Genomic DNA, 20,454 nt, shown 5'->3' on the forward strand with positions numbered 1-20,454 from the left:
TCAAACAGGAGAGTAATGCAAATACTTATCACTGGTGGCTGTGGCTTCATAGGTACGAACCTCGTAAATCGTCTCGTCCAACAGCCTGAAGTAGAACTTGTCAGGACGCTGGACAACTATGTCACAGGGGTACGTCGTGCTTCCTTGTCCTCCCGCATCCAAGAGATTGATGGTGATCTCCGCAATTTCGACGACGTCCTACGCGCCAGCGAGGGAGTGAACGCCATCGTTCACCTTGGCGCCCTTCCGTCAGTTCCGCGCTCCATCAAAGATCCAGTTTCGACGAACGAGGTTAACGTCAATGGGACGCTGCACGTACTGGAGGCGGCTAGATTGAGCGGCGTTGCCCACGTCAGTGTGGCTTCGTCCTCCTCGGTCTACGGCGCAAACCCCATTCTTCCCAAAGTTGAGTCCCTGGCGACTTTGCCGCTTAGCCCCTACGCTGTTACTAAGCTTGCTACGGAGGCGTATGCAAACGCGTATTCCAGTAGTTATGGGCTTTCAACAATAGCATTCCGCTTCTTCAACGTCTTCGGCCCCTTGCAGCGAGCTGACCATGTCTATGCTGCAGTTATTCCAAAATTCTTAGCGGCGTTGAAAGATGACAGGCCGCTAACTATTTTCGGTGACGGGGAACAGTCCAGGGACTTCACCTCCATTCATGCAGTAACGGACGCACTAACAAAGGCCGCAACCCGTAAAGTGACAAGTTCCACACCGGTAAACTTGGCTTTTGGCACTCGGACTTCTCTCAACGCCGTTGTTGAACTACTTCAGGAGATGCATCCCAAACGCATCAAAGTTGAATATGTGGAAGCAAGGCCGGGGGATGTCAAGCATTCTCAGGCGTCTTCGGCGTTATTGGACTCCCTGATGCCCGATGTGGAGAAGCCGGACTTTGTCCAAGCCCTTAAGGAAGTCTACGAATGGTACATGGGCCTATAGAGCAGGGCTCCCGCGCCAAAGAGCGATGCCCTGCTACCACATTCACCCGGGCAAGACTTCTTTTCAGCTGGTGTCGTACAGCCTCACCTCTTGCTTTTTGGAGTCCTTACCGACTCCACCTGCGGGGGCCGTGAATCCACGGAACTCGGTTCAACCGGATGCCTGGGGATGAGTAAACTACCAAACCCTGCTGTTGCGGACATCGCAAGGTAGGCGAACGCAGCAGACCATGCGGCACCAACAGCGCCAAGGGATGGAACTAACCAAAGGCAAGCTGCTGCCAGCGTCAAAAAACCGACCAAACCGGCAGCGCTGGCTGTGCGCAAACGTTGAGCTCCGGCCAATACACGACCGAGAATGAGGAAGGGGGCGAGCGCTATCTCTGCGACAAGGAGCACCCTGAATGCCGTTACGGCTTCTACATACTCGTCGCCGAAGACAAGAACGAATGCTGGTGTGGCGATGAACCAGGCCAATGCTGCGAGTGGAAGAAGCAAGCACATCAACTTAAGGAGCGTAGTTATCAGCTTTTGCCCAGTCACCTGACCCGATGCTGCATGGTGAAAAAATAGTTGGCCCATTGCGTTCGATGGGATGCGCAGCAGGGCCGCAGGAGTAGCCGCTACGGCGTACAAACCGACTTGGGTCGGAGTGGACTGTATCGCCAAAAATATCAGGCCGGAGCTGTAGGCCAAGTGCTGCCCGACATTGAGGCCCATGGACTTCAGGCCGTCTGCAGTCAGTCTCAGCATTCCTTCCCGTGAGTGGGTTTTCGAAGCCTTGATGGAGGGCCACAAGGTCCTCACAGTCATCATGAACTGCAAAACGACGGACAGCCCGTAGGCGCAGATTATGGCAACAAGGTTGCTATTTAGCAACCAGCACACACATACGAAAAAGAGACAGGCAATTGAGCCATAGGCATTATGTTTCGCAGATTTACTGACTAGTCCTTGTGCGTTGAGTAAATCAAGCGACTGGACCGCGAAAAAATAAGTGAGCCCGTAGGCACCGAAGGCCATTGCAACTCCAAAATCGATCAGTCCTCCCTTCACAGTGCGGGACGCAACAAAGTAAGCAACGGCAAGGACTACTGTGACCAGGCCGGCCAATAGAGCTGTGAGCCGAATGTAGTCGGCAGCGACGACCAATTGCTTCCGTGGAAGATGAGTTCGGACGGCGATGTTAGAACCGAGTGTTCCTAGGAGGACACTTAGACCAGCCAGGGTGAGAACTACTGCAAGAGTTCCTCTTGAATCCGGTCCGAGGGAGCGAGCAGTGATAACCCCTGTGACAGTTGAGGCCGCAACAGCGACCACGGTCCACCGAGCCACCCTCGATGTGGGCCCCGAAAGAAAACCGAAACCTCTCATGGGACTGATCGCTCTGGTTGCTGGATCTGGAGGGTGGGCGTCCTGCGGCTGAAAAAATAGACGCATCCAACCACCAGTCCGCTGATGACGATGAAAGGGAGCACTGGGACGAATGAGTTGCGGATGTGGGTGAAGAGTGGAACCGCAACACAGACGTAAATTATCGCAACAGGAACAGTAAACGATCGCTGCGAAAAGTAGCCGAAAAGAACACCCAAACATAAAGCAATGAGTACGACACCGATAATCCCAAAGTTGTGGAATGATTCTGCAATCACCGAACCGCCGATTGCCCCAGACCTTGACCCTATTTCAGAGTTCATCAGTCGGAAGTCCGCTCCAGCAGGCATACTGCCCGATGGAGAGAAGAGACCCTCGAATAGTCTGGCAGGAGCTACTGTGTAGGTGTCTCCCAGACGGTAATTGTCGCCTTGATGATCGTGCCAGATGATGACCTGGGCGACGACCCTTATAGATGATCCCATTTCGGCCAAGGCCTCAAGAGGGCTAAAAGCTGTGAGGTCTACTAGGCCACCTGAAATACCCTTCTCGCGAATGTTCTTGGCCCCATTGATAAGTGACAACGCAAGGGCGCAGGCTGCGAAAATCCATCCTCCGCGCGGCATTCGCACCCTGTACGCGAGGACGGACGCGGCTACAGCAGTAGGGAAGAGGACTTCACCCCTTAGACCGAGAAAAAAGGCAATGAAAGCGTAAGCCGCGAACGCGACAAGAGAGATTTGCACGAGACGTAAGTCATGGCCAAGCGCAGCTAGCCCCAAGCCCAGGCCAATCACCATGTACGTAACAGGAAGGTTTGTGTTCGCAGTGATAGAAAGAAAGGAAATATAAGAACCGAAAAATATGCCGACTCCACCGGCGTTATATGTTAGATAGAACCAATAGAAAACGCCCCCTATTAGCGCTAGCGCGCCGAATTTCGCTAGGACCGTTCTTCGCTCCTCTAGATTAGTGCTTGGAGCCAGCTCCGTGAGGGAGGACGATTTATTCGTTACCATTGCGACAACAATGGCGGCAAATATAAAACTGGCCATGAAGAGATTTACGGCCGAGAATGCTTGTCTTCCCACCTCACCGTAAAACCAGGTGTAGTCATCAGCACGGATAAAGAGTGGATCCCAGTCGAAGATGGCAAATGGGGCGAGTCCGACGTGGAAGATCCCGACTATAAGCAGGAAGAGGACTACCGGGGACCAGAAACCTCGAACAAACGAACTGCTGAGCGTTGCTACACCCGCTGCGACCAAACCCATGGCTTCGAGGGCCAGCCATAACAGAGGGGGGTGAAGTTCAAGTGTCTGGAATACGATAAATAGTGCTACCAAAAACCACACAATTCCGAAAACTTCCAGCCGGCTCCGACTTCGGTTAGCCACCAGCGCATCAGCCATCCAGACCCCACACCTCCATAAATTGTGGGACGATTTTCTTCAGCTGGAAGGGACTCGCATCGAATGAGGAGCGGATAGCCTCCCTATTTGTTGATGCCGCTGAATGAATGGCACGAATCCAAGACTGGTTTGGTTCACTAACACTGCAGATCTGCATGCCACTTACCTGCTGTTGTATCCAGCGGGTCCCCGGAAGATCATTGGCCACTACTGGGACGCCAAGGGCCAAAGCCTCCAGTACCACGCCAGGAAGTCCTTCCCTTATCGAAGTTACAAGCAGCACGTCCGCGGAGTAGATGTGGTCCAAAGGACGCGAAGTAAAACCGACGATGTCTATTGTGGAGCGCGTTTTGGATTCGCTGACTAGTTCGCCACACAAGCGTTCCTCATCCTCGGACAAATCGCCGACCAGTATCAAGGTGGCATCACAGGATTTGGCAAACTCTTGCCAGATTTCAATCGACCGCAACCTGTTTTTCTCTGGAAGCCGTCTTCCGACGTTGATTATGCGCAGAGGCGCGTGCTCGTTAGGGGTAGTAGATAGAGCTAACGAGGTTTGCTTTCTCATCTTCTGGCTGTCGTATCCGTTGGGAATCACTTTACAACGCGGGTCACGGCCCCATGTTGCTTTCCACCCATTCTCAAGTGCACCAGGTGATACACCAAGAAGATCTGTAGCAACGAGCTGAATTAGGATTCTAGAAACCCACAAATATACAATTTTAGAAAGACGTCGGCTACCACCTATTCCATCGCTACGGAAATGTACGATTCGGCGGGGCACACCGGCTATGAGAGCCAGAAGCATTATAACGCCCGACGCTGAGCCTAGATGAGAATGAATAGCAACATATCTCCCCGAACGGAAGAATCTGTAGTAAACCAATATGGATTTCAAGCGCAGCCGTTCATTGATGACGGTATGGCCCTGCCGGATGAGGCCCTCATCGAGTTGCCCCTGCCCGCCGGCGATGCCATAGAAATGAAATGTGGCCCGGGTTTCACTCACTAGCTCAACAGTGCGAAGCTCGGCGCCACCCGGATCCATGCGATTGAATATATGGGCAACGCCACTGTCCCGTCTCTCACGACTGCTGACCACCGGCGATGTCATGTTGCTTCTGCTTTCTCGGTTCCTAAGTCGGGGATGCCCGTCTTCCACAATATCGCCGTCATCCCTGGACTCTCATGAGGGTGATGATTCATAGATCACGTCGTCCTTCAAATTCTGGTGTAGTTACATGCCCTGGAGACGAAATGCCGCTGCGTCGGAGGACTGTCCAGAGCGTCTTCCAAAGGATGTAGATGTCCAGCTTCATGGATCTCTGCTCAACGTAAAGAACGTCCAAGCGAAATTTCTCATCCCAAGTGAGCAGGTTTCGCCCATGGATTTGTGCGAGTCCGGTGATGCCGGGCTTGACGTGGTGACGCCTCGCTTGTTGTGGCGAATATAAACTCAGGTATCCAGGCAAGAGGGGACGTGGTCCTACCAGGCTCATTTCCCCTCTAATGACATTAATAAGAGTTGGGATCTCATCTAGGCTTGTTGAACGAAGAAATGATCCAAGACGCGTTAGGCGCTCGTCATCGGACGCATTATTAGCAGTGTTTTTCATTGTTCGGAACTTCAACAGTATGAAGATTTCACCATTCAAACCCGGCCTAGCTTGCCTGAAAATTACCGGTCTACCCAGATTGAGAAGAATTAGTATTGCGACAATTGCCTGAACTGGCAGGGCAACAACGTAGGTGACCAGTGCCACCGTTACGTCCAACAATCGTTTGGTAACGGCATAAGTGTTCAAAGTGGTCATGCGCATTATCAGTTTCTCGCTCGCATCCGCTGATTCATTCGTTTTGTTGTTGTGAAACGTCATCGACTTGGCTTTGCTTATGTGCATGGCGGGCTACGATGTTGCACCACTCATCAAAAACCTTTTCCAGTTCGTCGTAGTGGTATCTTTTGGCGACAACGTAGTTGGTTCGTGCGGCTGTGTCCGCCTCCTGGGGATTGTCGAGCATGCGTTGAATGCAATCGGCCAGCATCGAAGCGTTCCCGGGTTCCACAAGATGCCTGTCATGCAGCAACTCTGGTAGTCCACCGACTCTTGTGGCAATGACCGGACGAGAGCGAGCCATTGCTTCAATGACTACCCGGGGAAGTCCTTCTGACCGGGAGGGGTGGAGGAAGATGTCAGTTGCATCCAGAAACTTCCAGAGTTCTTTTTTGGAGCTATAGCTGTCAATAAAAGTCACGAAATTAGTGACTTTCAATTTGCGTGCCAGATGCAGGAGGTCTGAATGCAGGGCTCCATTGCCAATCAGCACCATGCTGCAGTCATAACCACGTTGCCTCAAAAGAACCATTGCTTCCAAGGCAATATCGTGACCCTTGTAGTTCGTCTCTTGTGTCCCGATGCATGTCAAAGCCCATGGAAGCGCCCGGCTAGGGATGTACTTTGAACAAAAGTCATCATCATGAAGTTGAACATTGCTCATGTTCAGAGAAGGGTTGCCTGGTCTGGGAGGATAGAGCGATTGAAGTGTCTTATGGGTCACAAATCGAGTGCCGTCAGCAGTGCGAACACAATAGCGCATGAGAAAGCCTGCAGTCTTCGCTAACGCCCGCACCGGGCGCGATGAATGATGGCGAATAACAGTTTCCGGATCACCGACCACTTCCACGAAAACTGGTTTCGATAGAATCCTCGCCAAGATGACGGTGATGAAACCGAGAGGACCCGGCAGTCTGGCAATGAGTACCCGTGACCCACGTACAACTTTCCACAGTCGAATTACGAGTGCAGGCGTTGTTCGCAGCAGCTGAACGAGACCTACGTAATAGGGTAGCCGCTCCAGTTCCACTGATCCCAGAGCTACTCGTCCGGAGCCAGGAACGGGCGAGGTCCGGGCAGCTAGCCTGAAGCCTTCGATCCGGGATGAGTAGCGTTCCCAAGCCGCCGCGGCACTAGCGGCATCGAGGGCAGCGACCTGTCCAGTTCTGTCCATTCCGAGCCTGGCTTCGCTGACCAGGGTTACGGTTTTCGGTGCTCTCTGGCTTCGGATAACGCTCTCGAGGATGTCGACGATTCTCGTGGCGCTGGTTTTGGCATCGAAGGATTGAGCTGTCTGTTGACGGCTAATGATCCCCTTGTTTTCCAGGGCGCCGTCACGGTGCTCCCTGTAGGCTTCTTCGAGCGACTGAAAAAGGGCTTCTTCATCTCCGCGGGGGACAACCCAGCCGGACGATTGGTCAGTTGTCTCAGGCAGTCCGCCAGCATCGCTCACAATGCGTGTTACGCCGCTTGCTCCGGCTTCAAGGGCTGCTCCATGATTCTCGGATAGCGATGGGCTGACACTCACATTACTGGCCCAGTAGTACGGCCGAACGTCCTCAACACTATCTGTCCAGCTGACGTCCGTGGATCGAGTCACGTACCTGTCAATGAGTTGCTGCCGGTGTAATTCGCCCTCGCGGTCGAAACCATTTCCCACCAATAGTAGCTTTACATCCTTTTTGTTAATCGCAAATCTCTGCCAAGCAGCTAAAAGAATGTCGTGCCCTTTTATTCCGGAATGAACATGAACCAATTTCTTCGGTCCATACACGTAAGCAACAATGACGGCGACGAACATGTCCTGACACAGATCGAGCTCATCACGAGCCGCGAGCTTCTCTTGAAAAGTCGGTAACCGGAAGGTTTCGACGTCCACCCCATAAGGTACGACGTCCAGCCTCGAAGGTTGTAAACCGAGTGCAAGATATCTATCTGCTGTGTTCCTGCTGCCAGCGACTAGCATCGTGTCTCGTTTCACAAGAAAACGTTCTGCAAAACGAATGATCCCAGAATCAAGATAGAGCGGTCCTGCGACCATATGCACCGACGGGATTCCTAACCCGATTGCAGCCAAGCGTGTAGCCAAAGCAGATGCATAAAGGTGATAGTGCAGCACATCCGGGTTGGTCTCCTTGATCTGCTTTCGAAGTCGGAGGAGGCACCGAAGGGTACTAGGTCGAGGTGAGAACTTGAATTCAAAACTGGATGGAACGATTCTCACGTTTGTTTTGCGGAGGGATCGAGTCAAGCGGCCGTCTCCCGGTGGAAGGATGACCGACACTGAATGGCCGCGTAGGAGCATCTCTTGGATGTGGGGAAGTATCCAGAGACCGCCTTCATTTGTCTTTAGGACAAGCGTTATGCGTAAGGGGTTCTTAGACGGTGAATTGGCAATCTGCTTCATCATTCTCGCTCATAACGGGTATCGATCGGACTCTCACAGGCGGTTAGGGCATCCGATTGCTGGCGGATTAGGTGAAACGACTCAGCAGACATTTCTGCTGCTCAACAGGAGACAGACCCTTGGTAAGTATCGCTTCGTGTTGGACAGCACTCCTGTGGTCGTCCAAGGCTTTTATGAGCTTTGCAGGAGCCCCTCCCCAGACCGAATCACCAGGTATGTCGCGCGTCACGACACTGGCTGCTGCTACAACCACGTTGGCCCGAATAGTAACGCCCGGAAGTATTGTGGAATTTAGTCCAATGAAGACGTTGTAACCGACGGATACCGGCTTTATTATATCTAGCTCAGGTGATTCTTTCCGGAACACCCAGACTCCTCCATCGTGCGTCAGGAATCGAACGCGCGGTTATGGTGACATGTTCCCCTGTATTGACTAAATAGGGTTCAGAGCCAAAAGTGGCGCGCGGCGTAGATATGAACCTGCAGTTTTCGCCCACAGTTACCCCTAGCTTTCTTGCCGCCTCGACAAGACCTTAGTGAATGGTTGCAAGGATATACGACTTCTGCGGACAAGCGCTTTGAATATGGACATTTTTCGCCTTCGTCTAGTTGCCGGCCACGACTTGGGTAATTCTTGTCTACTTGCTCCAAAGACTAGCCGCTCTTCTTCGATTTCGTTATGGCTAGAATTGGGGCGGGACACTGCGGGCACGGCATCTCGCTGTGCTGACAGACAGTGAAAAGGCCCACAGCTTTGGCAAGTAGGTCTGTATACGATAGTGGGTAACCATGACACTTCCGCTTGTGATAATCGGTGCTGGGGGCTTCGGTCGTGAAACCCTGGATGTAGTTTTGGCGCAGAATGCCGCTGGGTCTGGCCCGAGATACGACATCTTAGGCGTCGTTGATTCGAGCCCAAGCAGCGCAAATCTTGACCGGTTGAGTCGCAGCGGCATCCAATATCTGGGCGACGAGAGTCATTGGCTAGCTAGGGGTCTTGAGACTTGCTACCTAGTGGGAGTGGGTAACCCCGCGGCCAGAAGATTGATAAGCGCCCGATTTAGTGATGTGAACAATACGCCGGGCCTGGCGATTCATCCGTCCGCGACGATTGGTTCCCTAAGCATGGTTGGCGCAGGTTCCATCATCTGTTCGGGAGCGCAGATATCGACGAATGTGCGCATGGGCAGGCACGTGCAGATTAACCCGAATGCCACCGTAGGCCACGACTCCGTTTTGAGGGATTTTGTTTCCGTAAATCCGGGTTCGATAATCTCCGGCGATGTTCTCTGTGAGGAGGAAGTGTTGGTTGGTGCCGGGGCGGTTATTCTTCAAGGTCTTAGAGTCGGAGCAAGAAGCACGGTAGGTGCTGCGGCTTGTGTTACTCGCAGCGTTAAATCGGATTGTATTGTCAAAGGGATCCCGGCCCGCTAAGAGCCATCCATAACAGAGGCGATGTAAACGAATGGCCTAGTGAAATTGACGTTGCCTAGTGCCTACCGCGTATCCAGATCCTCAAACACCAGGAATGTCTGTGTGTCCAGCACGCCAGGCATTGACTGCAACTGGTCGAAGATCACCCGGCGTAAATCGACGTTGTCCACCGCCCTGACCAGGAGAATCACGTCGAAGTCCCCGCCCACCAGGGCAATGTGGTGAATTTCAGGAATGGTGCGGAGTTGCTCGCGGAGCTCCCGCCACGAGTGTTGGCTGACTTTGAGCGTGACGTAGGCGGAGGATCTGAGGCCGGCCTTAATAGGGTCCACCAGGGCTGTGAACTTAGTCAGCACGCCTTCGCTTGTGAGTCGCGCGATGCGTGTGTAGGCATGCGCCCGCGAGATGTGGACGTTCTCCGCTACCTGTGTCACGGACATCCGGCCGTCGCGCGTCAACTCGGCAATGATGTCACGGTCCACGTCGTCCAAGCGGACTTCGCCGCGGTCAGCGCCACTCTCGGCCATTTGTCTACAACCCCTACCCGTAATCCAGCTCACACTTACGTTTTGTCTTTCAGAGTAGGTCATGCAGCCTCGCTTTTCCATGATTCCCTGTGAGGCTGGATACGAAACAGCCTTGAGGACGATACTGGGAATGAATAGTGGCTATAGAAGGACTGACCAATGACGATCTCCGCAGACCACGCCGCCGCACAGCCGGCAGGGCCAGAGAGCCAGCCCGGACAAACCGGCCAGGATGCAGTGACCGAGGCTGTGCGCAAGTTCGGCATCACCGTTGAGGACTACATGCTGCCCGCCCGGCACCCCATTCAGATGGTGGACCAGGACGGTGCTCTGATACACCACAGTGAGCAGGGCACCCAGCCGGGCCACGAGTACCCGCTGCCCGGCGACGCGGAGCTGCTCGCCGCCTACGAGCAGTTGGTGGTAGGCCGCAGGGTCAATGACCAAAACTCGGCGCTGGTCCGCCAAGGTCGGATGGCGGTTTATCCCTCCAGCCACGGCCAGGAAGCGTGCCAGGTGGCTGCCGCTCTTTGCCTGTCAGAGGGCGACTGGATCTTTCCCACCTACCGCGATTCCGTCGCGGTGATGGCCAGGGGAGTGGATCCCGTCCAGACCATGACACTGTTCCGGGGCGACTGGCACAGCGGCTACGACCCCACCGAGCACAAGGTCGGTCCTCAGTGCACGCCGCTGACCACTCAACTGCTTCACGCCGTCGGGGTTGCCCATGCCGCCAAGCTCCGTGGCGAAGACACCGTTGTACTGGCAATGTGCGGTGACGGAGCCACGAGTGAAGGTGACTTCCACGAGGCCTTGAACTTCGCGGCCGTTTTCCACCTGCCCGTGGTGTTCTTCGTCCAGAACAACCAGTACGCAATTTCGGTGCCTCTTGCCCATCAGTCTGTGGCGCCATCCCTGGCTCACAAAGCAGTGGGCTATGGAATGGCCGGTGAGCGTGTGGATGGCAACGACGTCGTCGCGCTTCTGGCGGTGCTGGACAGGGCAGTCAGCCTCGCTCGCGGCGGTTCCGGCCCCCTATTGGTCGAGGCTCACACCTACAGGATGCAGGCCCATACCAACGCCGATGACGCCACCCGCTACCGCCAGGACAGCGAGGTTGCCCAATGGGCTGCCAGGGATCCACTGAAGCGGATGCAGGTTTATCTGACCGAACGGGGGCTGTTGGACGAAGCTGCGGAGGCCCGGATCTCCGGGAAGGCTGAGACAGTGGCGGCCCAACTCCGCGAAGGATTGGGCCAAGACGCTCCGGTGGATCCGCAGGAACTCTTCCGCCACGTCTTCTCAAAACCCACACCACAGCTGAAAGACCAGTCAGCAATGCTCGCAGACGAGCTTGCCCGCGAAGCAGCAGCAGATGCCAGTACAGAAGAGGCCGAACGATGAGCCCATCAGTCACCACCTCGTCAGAGGTCAACGGCAATGTCAGCGCTGCCACGGCGCGAGCAGCCGCGAAGGCTGCAGCGTCCGCTGAGGAGTCCGGCGGCCCGCAAGCCATCACAATGGCCAAGGCGCTTAATACCGCTATGGCCGATGCAATGCACGCTGATTCTTCCGTCCTTGTTTTCGGTGAAGACGTAGGAATGCTGGGCGGCGTCTTCCGAATTACGGATGGCCTCACAAAAACCTTCGGTGAGCAGCGCTGCTTCGACACTCCTCTGGCGGAGTCGGGCATCGTTGGGATGGCAGTCGGTATGGCCATTAATGGCATGCGCCCCGTGATCGAAATGCAGTTCGACGCCTTCGCCTACCCGGCCTTCGAGCAGATCGTCAGCCACGTCGCCAAGATGCACAACCGCACCAAGGGTGCCGTGAAGCTGCCCATTGTTATTCGCGTCCCATATGCGGGTGGCATCGGGGGCGTGGAGCACCACTGCGATTCTTCTGAGTCCTACTACGCGCACACAGCCGGTCTGAAAGTCTTCACGCCGGCCACGGTTGCGGATAGTTACCGGATGTTGCGCGAGGCCATCGACTCTGATGATCCGGTGATTTTCATGGAACCCAAGAAGCTGTACTGGTCCAAGGACATGGTTGACCTGGACGCCCTCCGCACAGAACATCAGGCAAACCTCGACGGCGGAACTTCTTCCGAAGGGCGCGCCGCCGTCGCCCGTGCCGGCACGGATGCAACGCTGATCGCCTACGGCCCCACCGTTCCAACCGCTCTGGCCGCTGCTGCCGCGGCCGCCGAAGAAGGACGCTCCCTGGAAGTCATTGACGTCCGCTCGATAGTTCCCTTCGATGACGAAACTGTGAGCGCATCTGTCCGCAAGACGGGCCGGGCCGTCGTGATCGCGGAGGCGCATGGCTTCGCCTCGGTGTCATCGGAGATAGTGGCCAGGGTGCAGGAGCGCTGCTTCCATTACCTGGCCGCACCCATTCGGCGTGTCACCGGATTCGATATCCCCTATCCCGCTCCCAAGCTGGAGCATTACTACTTGCCTGGCGTGGACCGCATCCTTGACGCCGTTGACGACCTCCAGTGGGAAGACTGAACCTATGAGCGAAACGAAAGTATTCCTCCTGCCGGACCTCGGCGAAGGCCTCACGGAGGCCGAACTTGTGAACTGGCTCGTAGCAGTCGGCGACGAGATCCAGGTGGACCAGCCGATAGCTGAAGTGGAAACCGCCAAGTCCATGGTGGAGGTGCCCTCGCCGTTCGCGGGCACCGTCGCGGAGTTGCATGGTGAGCCGGGCCAGACACTGGACGTTGGTAAGCCACTGATCTCTGTCAGCACAGGCCCAGCCCTTGAGCCAGCCCAGACTCCGGTTGAGGAAGCGGCGGAGACCTATCGCGAAGAGGAGAAGGCCGGCTCGGGGAACGTCCTCATCGGATACGGAACCCCTGGCGGTGCTGGCACCGCACGTCGTACACGGGCACGAAAGGGGGCAGCTTCACTCTCCTTGGTGGAGCCGGAATCATCGACTCCAGCGGCTGATGTGGGTGACCTCTCGCTTCTTCGGACGCGGGTACCGGGGAAACTCGGAGCAGTCATCTCGCCGCTGGTCCGCCGAATGGCTCGGGAGCACGGCGTGGACTTGGGTGAACTGCATGGCTCGGGGGAGAGCGGCCTAATCATGCGCCGGGACGTGGAGGCTGCCATTTCACCAAGGCCGGAGCAGGAATCTGCGGAACTTGAGGAGACACATTCTGTTGGAGCTGCCGGCGTTGCCCGCCCTTCCGAGAGCCAGTTGGAGATCGATTCTCGCAGCGGTCTCAGTATCGTCGGCCGGACGCCGATCCGTGGGGTCCGCAAAGCAACGGCTGCCAATATGTCACGAAGCCGTTCGGAGATCCCCGAAGCGACGGTCTGGGTAGATGTGGACGCTACGGCTTTGGTGGAGATGAGGGCTTCCATGAAGAAGGCAGACCCTCAAAACACCCCAGGCATTCTCGCCTTCATTGCCCGATTTGTCACAGCCGGGTTAAAGAAATACCCGGAGCTGAACTCGCGCATCGTTTCGGCCGGGGACGGCCAAGGCGGTCAGTCTCAGGAGATTGTGGCCTTTGACGGAGTCAACCTCGGCTTCGCGGCCCAGACCGACCGGGGTCTCATGGTTCCCTCGATTCGAAACGCTGATAAACGAACTGCCCGGGGACTTGATGAGGAAATTCGCAGACTTACCGCAGTTGCGCGCGAGGGTAAGGCAACCCCTTCTGAGCTGGGGAGCGGCACGTTCACGCTCAACAACTACGGAGTATTCGGTGTGGACGGCTCGGCTGCGATCATCAATCATCCGGAAGTGGCAATCCTCGGCATCGGGCGGATCGTCGACAAGCCCTGGGTGCTGAACGGGCAGCTGGCGGTCCGCAAGGTAACCGAACTGACACTGACTTTCGACCACCGAGTGTGTGACGGGGGAACGGCAGCCGGCTTTCTGCGTTATGTTGCGGACGGAATGGAGAACCCAGGGGCTGTGCTGGCTGATCTGTGAGCTGAGCCCTTACCGCGGCCGATAAAATTTGCCAGCGTGCTCAACAACCTAACTGGCGCGCCTCCGGATCAACCAACGCTTGCTCAGTTGTCAGGCCCAGACGTCGGCAGAGGTGTTGCCACGTGAAAGGTTCTCCGTCGGTCCACCTATCACTAACGAGTTGACTGAGCTTCGCGGAATGTAAAAACCGGAGCCACCACACCCAACGGCAACGTTGTCCCGGACAATGGCGCCGTCAACACCGTTCAACAGAAAGCCATGCCGGGCGGCACCTCGAACATAGTTGTTGGCCCAGATGATGTTCTGGGTATTGATCAAACCGTCATTCGTTTTACCTGACCGCATGCCATAAGAAGAACCGCCCTCAATAACATTGCCCGTAGCGATCACTGCCGACGTGGCCAGCTGCATGGAGGGCGAAGGCGTGGCGGTACCCATGTTCACCAAGTGATTGTTCGTTACAATGATGCGGTCGGACGGGTTCAACGCACCGTTCGAGGAAACCTTTAGTTCTATACCGTGCACACCCATATCTAAGATGGTGCATCCGTCTATTAGACCGCGTTGCGCATCGAAAGCGTCTATTGCATCTCGTGATCCGTTGTTTAGACGACAATGTAGGACTTTCCAGTACTCTGCGCCAGCCGAGAATTTTATTAGATCACCCTTGGTTATGTCAGTACCCGCATCATGGAACCAGCATCTATCCAAAGTCACGTGCCTGGTACCTCTAGCATGAAAGCTGGCGTCTTCTGTATAGGCAGTCCATTCGCAACCCGCAAATTCCACGAATGCGTCGAGACCAGATGTCAGAGACAATATTGTTCCGTCCGCTGTCTTTGCCCCAATCCTTCCCGGCACCGTACTCACCCCGTCAAACTTGACGTTTTCGAACCGCCAGTTCCTAAAGTTACCGGTGTTGACCAATTGGAATAACGTACGTGCGTTGGATCCATTTCCTTTGATTGTCATATCTCGGATAAGTACGTCCGAGGCCCCCACCTGGAACATCGCAGCGTTGAGAAAGAGGGTAGTGGCATCTACGCCTTCTCCTTCTAAAATCATTCCAGGCCTAGTTACTATCAGCCTTGTTCCCATCAGGTAGGAGCCCTTACGGAGAAACACTTTCCCCCCTTTAGAGGGCAGTAAGTTATGGCTTGCGCCAATCCTGGGCTGCGCATCTGTGGTGCCGTCCGTAGGTGCACCTTCCGCAACAGCGTCTACAAACAGGTCACGGTTTCGCAGTGCCCTTTGACTTCCGACTAATAGCGGTGAGAAAGCGCTGGTAAATCCTTCTGCTGTCGGGCCATAGGTAGAGGAGAGGTCGGGAAGTTGGGCTGGGGGAATCTTGGATTCGACATCCAGGGTCGCAACGCCTGACGCGACACCTTTTTCCGCAAGTGGGACATAAGTATTCGGCGGGTTCTTGTCCCCTGGTGCTGCTCCAGCGTTTTTGGCGTCAAGAGCTGAAATTGCAGAAGCGCCAGTGAGAGCAGTTACTAAGGTCCCAAAACGGAGGAGCCCGCGGCGCTTTATACCGGCCTCCGGCTTGGACTCCTGCCTGCCTTCGTGGTCAGCCACGGCTGCACCGCGAGACGTACGATCGCCTGACGATGGCGTGCTCAGTCGATCGAGAGCAGATCGCACCCGACCGTGGAACTGAGAAGGACCTGTTCGCTTTAGTGCAGAGACGCGCGACGCAGGGTACTGCCGTTCTAAGTGTCAACACTTTGAGCCTCCCAAACTCATAAATTGCTGTACTTAGAAACTAATTCGCTCAAATTGCGCAAACCACCGTGATGACTACGCGTCTTATTTGTGACACATACTTGCTTGCGTTGCCGAATACGTAGTTATCAAGTACGGACACTTGGGTGAGGATGGCATTAACAGTTTCCTTTGACTCAAAATTGATCAAATAATAAGAATATATTGAGCGTATTCGACGCAAAGTAAAGGTCAAAAAATGCATTCAATGAAAAATGAGTATGCAGACCTTGACGTAATAGACTTGGCTGGTACTCGAACTCTAGCTCTGGGGTGTCCATGCCTTTCCATCGCTTCTTGTTGGTGATTGCCGCGTTGGCTGCGATTGCTCTCTCGGTTGGCTGTTCAGCCACACCGCCTGTGGCACCAGTGACGTCCAGTGCAACACCTCCCAGTAGCCCACAGCAGTCCATCGACGAGAATCCGGGCAGCAGCCCTGCTCCGGCCCCAACGTCAAAGCCGGTTACTTTCGCTGCCGTCGGTGATTCCATTACTGAAGCCAACAGCACCGATTTTTTGGCCGGTAAGATCGGGTCGCGTTCGTGGGTGTCACATGTTGGGCCAGGCGCAACGTTCGCCGGAGGCTGGGCCCTTAGCGGCGCTCGTTCCGGCGCCATGGCAGAGAACGCCCGCGCCGTGGAGGCCGATGTGCTTGTCATCTTGGCGGGAAGCAACGATGTCTTCAACGATGTGCCGTTCGAGCAGAGCGCTGGAAACCTTGTCCGCGTCACAGAGAAGGTGGGTGCCGAGAAGGTCCTCGTCTCCGCCATTCCCCCTATCGATTTCGAGCCGGAACTAGCCACCCGATTCAATCAACAGCTGAAACAGTTCGCGATGTCACGTGGCTGGGTTTTTGTTGACCCCATGACAGGGATCCGTGAAGGTGACCGCTTTGCCGCGGGCATGACAACCGATGGCGTTCACCCCACGGAGGCAGCAGCGCAGGTCATCGGGGCCGCGCTGGGTCAGGCCATAAAAGGTTGAAGCGTGTTCCATGCACACCCCGCAATCCCGGGCTTCCCTCACCTCACCGCGTAGAATCGAGGCCTGAACAACGCAGGTACGCGCCGGAAGTACGGAGAAGTAATGTCACCATGGCAAGAAGTTGGCTCGGAAAACTATGTGCTGGCAACCCAGGGTTCACTGCTGAACACTGGCTTGGTTGTCGGTACGGAACGGGCCATGGTGATCGATACCGGTTGTGGTCCACGGCAGGCCCGGGAAATCCTTGACGCGGTCCGCGAAAAGACCCAACTGCCCCTCGTGGTGGTGAATACCCACGCCCATTACGATCACTTTTTCGGCAACTCGGTGTTCGCGGACGCCGGCGTTACGGAGTTCTGGGCTCACGAGAACTGCGCTGTGGAGATTGAGGAAAACGGCGACGCCCAACGCCGGTTCGTTACCGCCATCGAACCGGAGATGGCAGCCGGTGAAGGCGAAAACGTTGAACTGGTGGTGCCGAACGCCGTCGTCAAGGACCAGCCGGTTCTGGTCGACCTGGGCGGACTGGCGGCAACCCTCTTCTGGCTAGGCCGGGGGCATACAGACGGCGACCTGCTGGTGGGCACTCCAACCACCCTGTTCGCGGGCGATCTTCTGGAGCAGGGCTCCCATCCGTCCTTCGAAGACTCGTACCCGGAGGAGTGGGCGGACGTCCTTCGCCATATCTCCGCCCTCAGACACCGCTACGAATTCCTCATCCCCGGCCATGGCGGTCCCTGCAGCGACGAGTTCGTGAAGACCATGGCCAACACTATGAGTACGGCAGTGCGTCAGGCAACGCAGTCCATTCGGGATACGCCCTCGGATGCCACCAAGGCCATCCCTGTCCTTCCGTATGGCCCGGAACAGTCGCGCTGGTTCATCAAGCGGCTCCAGGAGACCAAGGGACACCATTAGGGTCACTAAAACGGCACTAGCCGTCGAAGTGTGTGCTGACCTTTGACCCTGAAATGTTGGCCAGCATCTCCTCGGCCACAACACGCAGTTTCTGGTTGCGGTGGCTCGATACCTTACCGAGGATGACCATGGCCTCATCCTGCGAGCAGCGGTTCTGGCCCATGATCACGCCGCATGCCAGGTCTATAGAGGTGCGGCTCTGCATTGCTGCCTTGAGATCGTCGGCCAGGTTCTGTGCCGAACCCAGGCGGACCGCCAGGCGCAGGGCGCGGCCGGCAATGTCGGCGAAGTCCTCCGCTTCGCGCACCACTTCCTCAGTGAACACGTTGGTTTCGCCCGCGAAGAAGTTCAGGGCAGCCGAGGAGTCCTCGCCGATTTCCAAAGGTACGCCCAGAGTGCTGTAACAGCCGGTTTTCTCCAGCGCGGCCTGGTAGTCCGGCCAGCGCGGATCGCTGCGGACATCACCCAGCAGGACGGTACTTTTCACCCGCAGTGCTTGTATGCAGGGGCCGTCGCCCATCTGCTGCTCGATCCTGTCCAGCATGACCGCATGCGGGCTGCTGCCCGCAACGGTGTCCGTCCGCCGTCGTCGTTTCAGCGTGACGCCCACTTCCACAGTAGAGCCGCTTTCACGGCTGAGGGTAGTGGCAGCGAATGAGGAGAGGTGCCCCAGAAACTCGGCAACGCTTTCGCTGCTGATGATGAGGTCCTGCAGTTCAAGAACGCGCTCACGTTCCGAGGAAGTGGTCATTCTTCAATGTAAATTGCGCCGACGATGTGCACAACCAGAAGCACGGGCCGCGCTTACCCGGCAGCGAAATCAGGAACAGCAGGCTGAGCGCCTAGAATTGCTAGCTGGACGAAGTATTTACGGCCTCCGCAGGTCTCAACTTGCGAGTTATGGGAGATCAGGAAATGTCCGAATCGTTGGAAGACAGCACTGCTGATGGCGCACCAGGCCTGGAAGAGCCCCTGGTGCGCCGCCGCGACCGCCGCCGTACTGATGGCGACGATGCCGCAGGGACAGGAACCATGCCCACCGTACCCAGCGCAGCCACCTCCATCGCGACCCTTGAGACGGAGATCCCCAGCCCGCCGTCGCGTGAACCCGCCGGCTCCATTGCGGCAAATTCATCCGTAGATGACCACCCGTCCCGTGTTGCCCAGGCTGTTCCAAAACGCGGAAAGAGCCGGAACGCGGCCCGCGAGGCCCTGGCTGATGCCCCGATGCCGGACTTCATCAGCTCGCCGGGCCTCTTTGTCCGCGAGCAGAAGCCCCGCCCCATCGGCGGCTTCCGCGGCGTCCTTTATGGTGTCACCGGCGGCGCCCTGAACCTTGGCCCGAGCGCCCGCCAGCGGGAGGAGGACGAACTCGGCCGCCGCATCTCACGGCAGCTGCAGGGAAGCTACAATACCGCAGTCCTCAGCCTCAAGGGCGGAATCGGCAAGACCTCCACCACTGTGGGTGTTGGCCTCACCCTGGCCGAATTCCGGGGTGACCCGCCCTGCGCCATCGACGCCAACCCTGATTCGGGTGACCTCGTGGAGCGGGCCCTCGGCGAAGGTATTTACCAGCAGGCCAGCCCCCGCACCATCACCGATCTGCTCAAGAACATTGAGTCCATCGATTCACTCACCGCACTTTCGCGCTACATGCACCATGCAGGGCGGTTGCACCTGATCGCCGGCGAGCAGGATCCGGAAGTCTCGGATTCCCTCACAGCCGAGGAATACCTGCGCATCCGCAAGCTCATCTCCAGCTACTACTCGATCGCCCTGACCGATTGCGGCACCGGGGTCACCCACAATGCCATGAGCGGCATCCTGCAATCGGCAGACAACCTGATCATCGCAGCAGGCTACGCGGTCAGCGGCGCCAAGCGTGCCCGGAGCACCCTGCAGTGGCTGGCCCACCACGGCTACGAGGATCTCGCCAGCAACGCCATTGTGGTGATCACGGACAAGGACGAGGTTTCCAACCGTGTGGATAAGGACGCCATCGAGGAGCACCTTTCGGGCATCTGCCGCCAACTGATTGCCGTTCCCCACGACAGGGGAGTGGCCGACGGCGATCTGGTCACCCTTGAGTCCCTGCGGCCTGAAACGCGGCGGGCCTACCGTGAAATCGCTGCCGCGATCGTGGACGGTTACAGCTAGCCAAGGAGGCAGTTCCAGTATCTTGACCCCTTAATGGCGGCGGCGGAGAATTTGTGCCACCTGACGAGTTCGTCGGGAAGATACTGAAGGGACAGTCATGCCTGTCATAGAAGAAAGTGTGGTGCTTCATCGGGAGCCGGACGTAGTTTTCGACTTCATCGCCGACCCCACGAATCTCCCGGTGTGGGACAGTTCAGTGGTCGACGCCGAGCAGGTCAGCGATGGCCCGCCACGCCTCGGGACCCGTGCACGCGGAACCAGCAAGATCATGGGCCGTCGCTTCCACTGGACAACTGAAGCCACCGAATTCAATCCGCCCAATCGTGTGGTCAACACCGCCGTAGAGGGCCCCATGAAGTTCCAGGTGGCCCTCATTTTGGAACCGGCAGACGGCGGGACCAAGCTGACCTACCGCGTTGACGCCGAATCCGGCCTCGGCGGGGTTTTCGGCAAACTGGCCGATCCGCTCATCGAACGCGCCCAGGGCAGAACCATCCGCGCGAACCTGGAATCGCTGGCCGAACTTCTCGCCGACCACCCGGCGGGCTGAGCAGAAAACGCCGTCACAAATAAAGTAACGATGCTTACTGCTTTTCTGTGCATTGTGGGTCTACTCTGAGCACAGGGTGCGCAGCTCGTCTCCAGCTTTGGTCAAGCGCAGCCTGTCCATTCACTTTCCGATTGTGACCTGATCGAGAACGTTCACTCTGGGTCGTCAGGGGTGGATCTCGCTTATGG

General features: G+C 56.5%; 19 protein-coding genes. 9 read left to right on the forward strand and 10 right to left on the reverse strand.

Going from position 1 to position 20,454, the window contains the following annotated elements:
* Window positions 1–15 precede the first annotated feature (15 nt).
* A complete protein-coding gene (locus M1E02_RS04895) occupies window positions 16–945 on the forward strand; it encodes an NAD-dependent epimerase/dehydratase family protein (protein ID WP_479377030.1) in 930 nt (309 codons plus the stop codon).
* A gap of 83 nt (window positions 946–1,028) precedes the next feature.
* Here M1E02_RS04895 and M1E02_RS04900 read toward each other — a convergent pair whose 3' ends face one another.
* The 6 genes from M1E02_RS04900 to M1E02_RS04925 all read right to left on the reverse strand — a co-directional run bounded on the left by M1E02_RS04900 (window position 1,029) and on the right by M1E02_RS04925 (window position 8,339).
* The gene (locus M1E02_RS04900) at window positions 1,029–2,096 is read right to left on the reverse strand and encodes a lipopolysaccharide biosynthesis protein (RefSeq protein ID WP_479377031.1); all 1,068 of its coding nucleotides are present in this window, start codon (window positions 2,094–2,096) and stop codon (window positions 1,029–1,031) included.
* Between the two features lie 218 nt (window positions 2,097–2,314).
* On the reverse strand, window positions 2,315–3,730 hold the full coding sequence (gene wzy / locus M1E02_RS04905) for an O-antigen polysaccharide polymerase Wzy (RefSeq protein ID WP_479377032.1): 1,416 nt from the start codon (window positions 3,728–3,730) through the stop codon (window positions 2,315–2,317).
* Window positions 3,723–4,844 (reverse strand): glycosyltransferase, encoded by a 1,122-nt coding sequence (locus M1E02_RS04910; protein ID WP_479377033.1) that lies wholly within the window; start codon window positions 4,842–4,844, stop codon window positions 3,723–3,725. Before M1E02_RS04910 ends, wzy begins: the two co-directional genes overlap by 8 nt.
* A gap of 88 nt (window positions 4,845–4,932) precedes the next feature.
* The gene (locus tag M1E02_RS04915) at window positions 4,933–5,544 is read right to left on the reverse strand and encodes a sugar transferase (RefSeq protein WP_479377034.1); all 612 of its coding nucleotides are present in this window, start codon (window positions 5,542–5,544) and stop codon (window positions 4,933–4,935) included.
* A gap of 34 nt (window positions 5,545–5,578) precedes the next feature.
* Window positions 5,579–7,975 (reverse strand): glycosyltransferase, encoded by a 2,397-nt coding sequence (locus M1E02_RS04920; protein ID WP_479377035.1) that lies wholly within the window; start codon window positions 7,973–7,975, stop codon window positions 5,579–5,581.
* A 64-nt stretch (window positions 7,976–8,039) separates the two neighbouring features.
* Complete coding sequence (locus M1E02_RS04925; protein WP_479377036.1) at window positions 8,040–8,339, reverse strand: acyltransferase; 300 nt, start codon at window positions 8,337–8,339, stop codon at window positions 8,040–8,042.
* 422 nt (window positions 8,340–8,761) lie between these two features.
* On the opposite strand from M1E02_RS04925, the gene M1E02_RS04930 reads away from it, so the two are divergent.
* Window positions 8,762–9,406, forward strand: coding sequence for a NeuD/PglB/VioB family sugar acetyltransferase (locus M1E02_RS04930; protein ID WP_479377037.1), 645 nt, complete (start codon window positions 8,762–8,764; stop codon window positions 9,404–9,406).
* Between the two features lie 62 nt (window positions 9,407–9,468).
* Here M1E02_RS04930 and M1E02_RS04935 read toward each other — a convergent pair whose 3' ends face one another.
* The gene (locus tag M1E02_RS04935) at window positions 9,469–9,933 is read right to left on the reverse strand and encodes an Lrp/AsnC family transcriptional regulator (protein WP_479377038.1); all 465 of its coding nucleotides are present in this window, start codon (window positions 9,931–9,933) and stop codon (window positions 9,469–9,471) included.
* Between the two features lie 159 nt (window positions 9,934–10,092).
* Here M1E02_RS04935 and pdhA point away from each other — a divergent pair, with 159 nt between their 5' ends.
* From pdhA to M1E02_RS04950, 3 genes are read left to right on the forward strand one after another with little or no spacing between them, the layout of a single operon-like run.
* A complete protein-coding gene (pdhA, locus tag M1E02_RS04940) occupies window positions 10,093–11,337 on the forward strand; it encodes a pyruvate dehydrogenase (acetyl-transferring) E1 component subunit alpha (RefSeq protein WP_479377039.1) in 1,245 nt (414 codons plus the stop codon).
* Window positions 11,334–12,449 carry an alpha-ketoacid dehydrogenase subunit beta gene (locus tag M1E02_RS04945; RefSeq protein WP_479377040.1) on the forward strand — a complete coding sequence of 372 codons (1,116 nt, stop codon included), beginning with the start codon at window positions 11,334–11,336 and terminating at the stop codon, window positions 12,447–12,449. The genes pdhA and M1E02_RS04945 overlap by 4 nt, the downstream gene beginning before the upstream one ends.
* Window positions 12,450–12,453: 4 nt before the next feature.
* On the forward strand, window positions 12,454–13,890 hold the full coding sequence (locus M1E02_RS04950) for a dihydrolipoamide acetyltransferase family protein (RefSeq protein WP_479377041.1): 1,437 nt from the start codon (window positions 12,454–12,456) through the stop codon (window positions 13,888–13,890).
* Window positions 13,891–13,980: 90 nt separating this feature from the next.
* Here M1E02_RS04950 and M1E02_RS04955 read toward each other — a convergent pair whose 3' ends face one another.
* Both M1E02_RS04955 and M1E02_RS04960 read right to left on the reverse strand, forming a co-directional pair.
* Window positions 13,981–15,471, reverse strand: a complete 1,491-nt coding sequence (locus M1E02_RS04955) for a right-handed parallel beta-helix repeat-containing protein (protein ID WP_479377042.1) — start codon at window positions 15,469–15,471, stop codon at window positions 13,981–13,983.
* Between the two features lie 323 nt (window positions 15,472–15,794).
* Window positions 15,795–16,148 (reverse strand): hypothetical protein, encoded by a 354-nt coding sequence (locus M1E02_RS04960; protein WP_479377043.1) that lies wholly within the window; start codon window positions 16,146–16,148, stop codon window positions 15,795–15,797.
* 25 nt (window positions 16,149–16,173) lie between these two features.
* On the opposite strand from M1E02_RS04960, the gene M1E02_RS04965 reads away from it, so the two are divergent.
* Window positions 16,174–16,641 (forward strand): SGNH/GDSL hydrolase family protein, encoded by a 468-nt coding sequence (locus M1E02_RS04965; protein WP_479377044.1) that lies wholly within the window; start codon window positions 16,174–16,176, stop codon window positions 16,639–16,641.
* A 102-nt stretch (window positions 16,642–16,743) separates the two neighbouring features.
* Window positions 16,744–17,559, forward strand: a complete 816-nt coding sequence (locus M1E02_RS04970; protein WP_479377045.1) for an MBL fold metallo-hydrolase — start codon at window positions 16,744–16,746, stop codon at window positions 17,557–17,559.
* Window positions 17,560–17,575: 16 nt separating this feature from the next.
* Here M1E02_RS04970 and M1E02_RS04975 read toward each other — a convergent pair whose 3' ends face one another.
* Entirely contained in the window at window positions 17,576–18,310 is a 735-nt protein-coding gene (locus tag M1E02_RS04975; protein WP_479377046.1) for a GAF and ANTAR domain-containing protein, read from the reverse strand.
* Between the two features lie 149 nt (window positions 18,311–18,459).
* Here M1E02_RS04975 and M1E02_RS04980 point away from each other — a divergent pair, with 149 nt between their 5' ends.
* Both M1E02_RS04980 and M1E02_RS04985 read left to right on the forward strand, forming a co-directional pair.
* The gene (locus M1E02_RS04980) at window positions 18,460–19,716 is read left to right on the forward strand and encodes a MinD/ParA family ATP-binding protein (RefSeq protein WP_479377047.1); all 1,257 of its coding nucleotides are present in this window, start codon (window positions 18,460–18,462) and stop codon (window positions 19,714–19,716) included.
* 97 nt (window positions 19,717–19,813) lie between these two features.
* Entirely contained in the window at window positions 19,814–20,266 is a 453-nt protein-coding gene (locus tag M1E02_RS04985) for an SRPBCC family protein (RefSeq protein ID WP_479377048.1), read from the forward strand.
* Window positions 20,267–20,454: the final 188 nt, after the last annotated feature.

This window comes from Arthrobacter sp. Z5-13 (assembly GCF_056499105.1).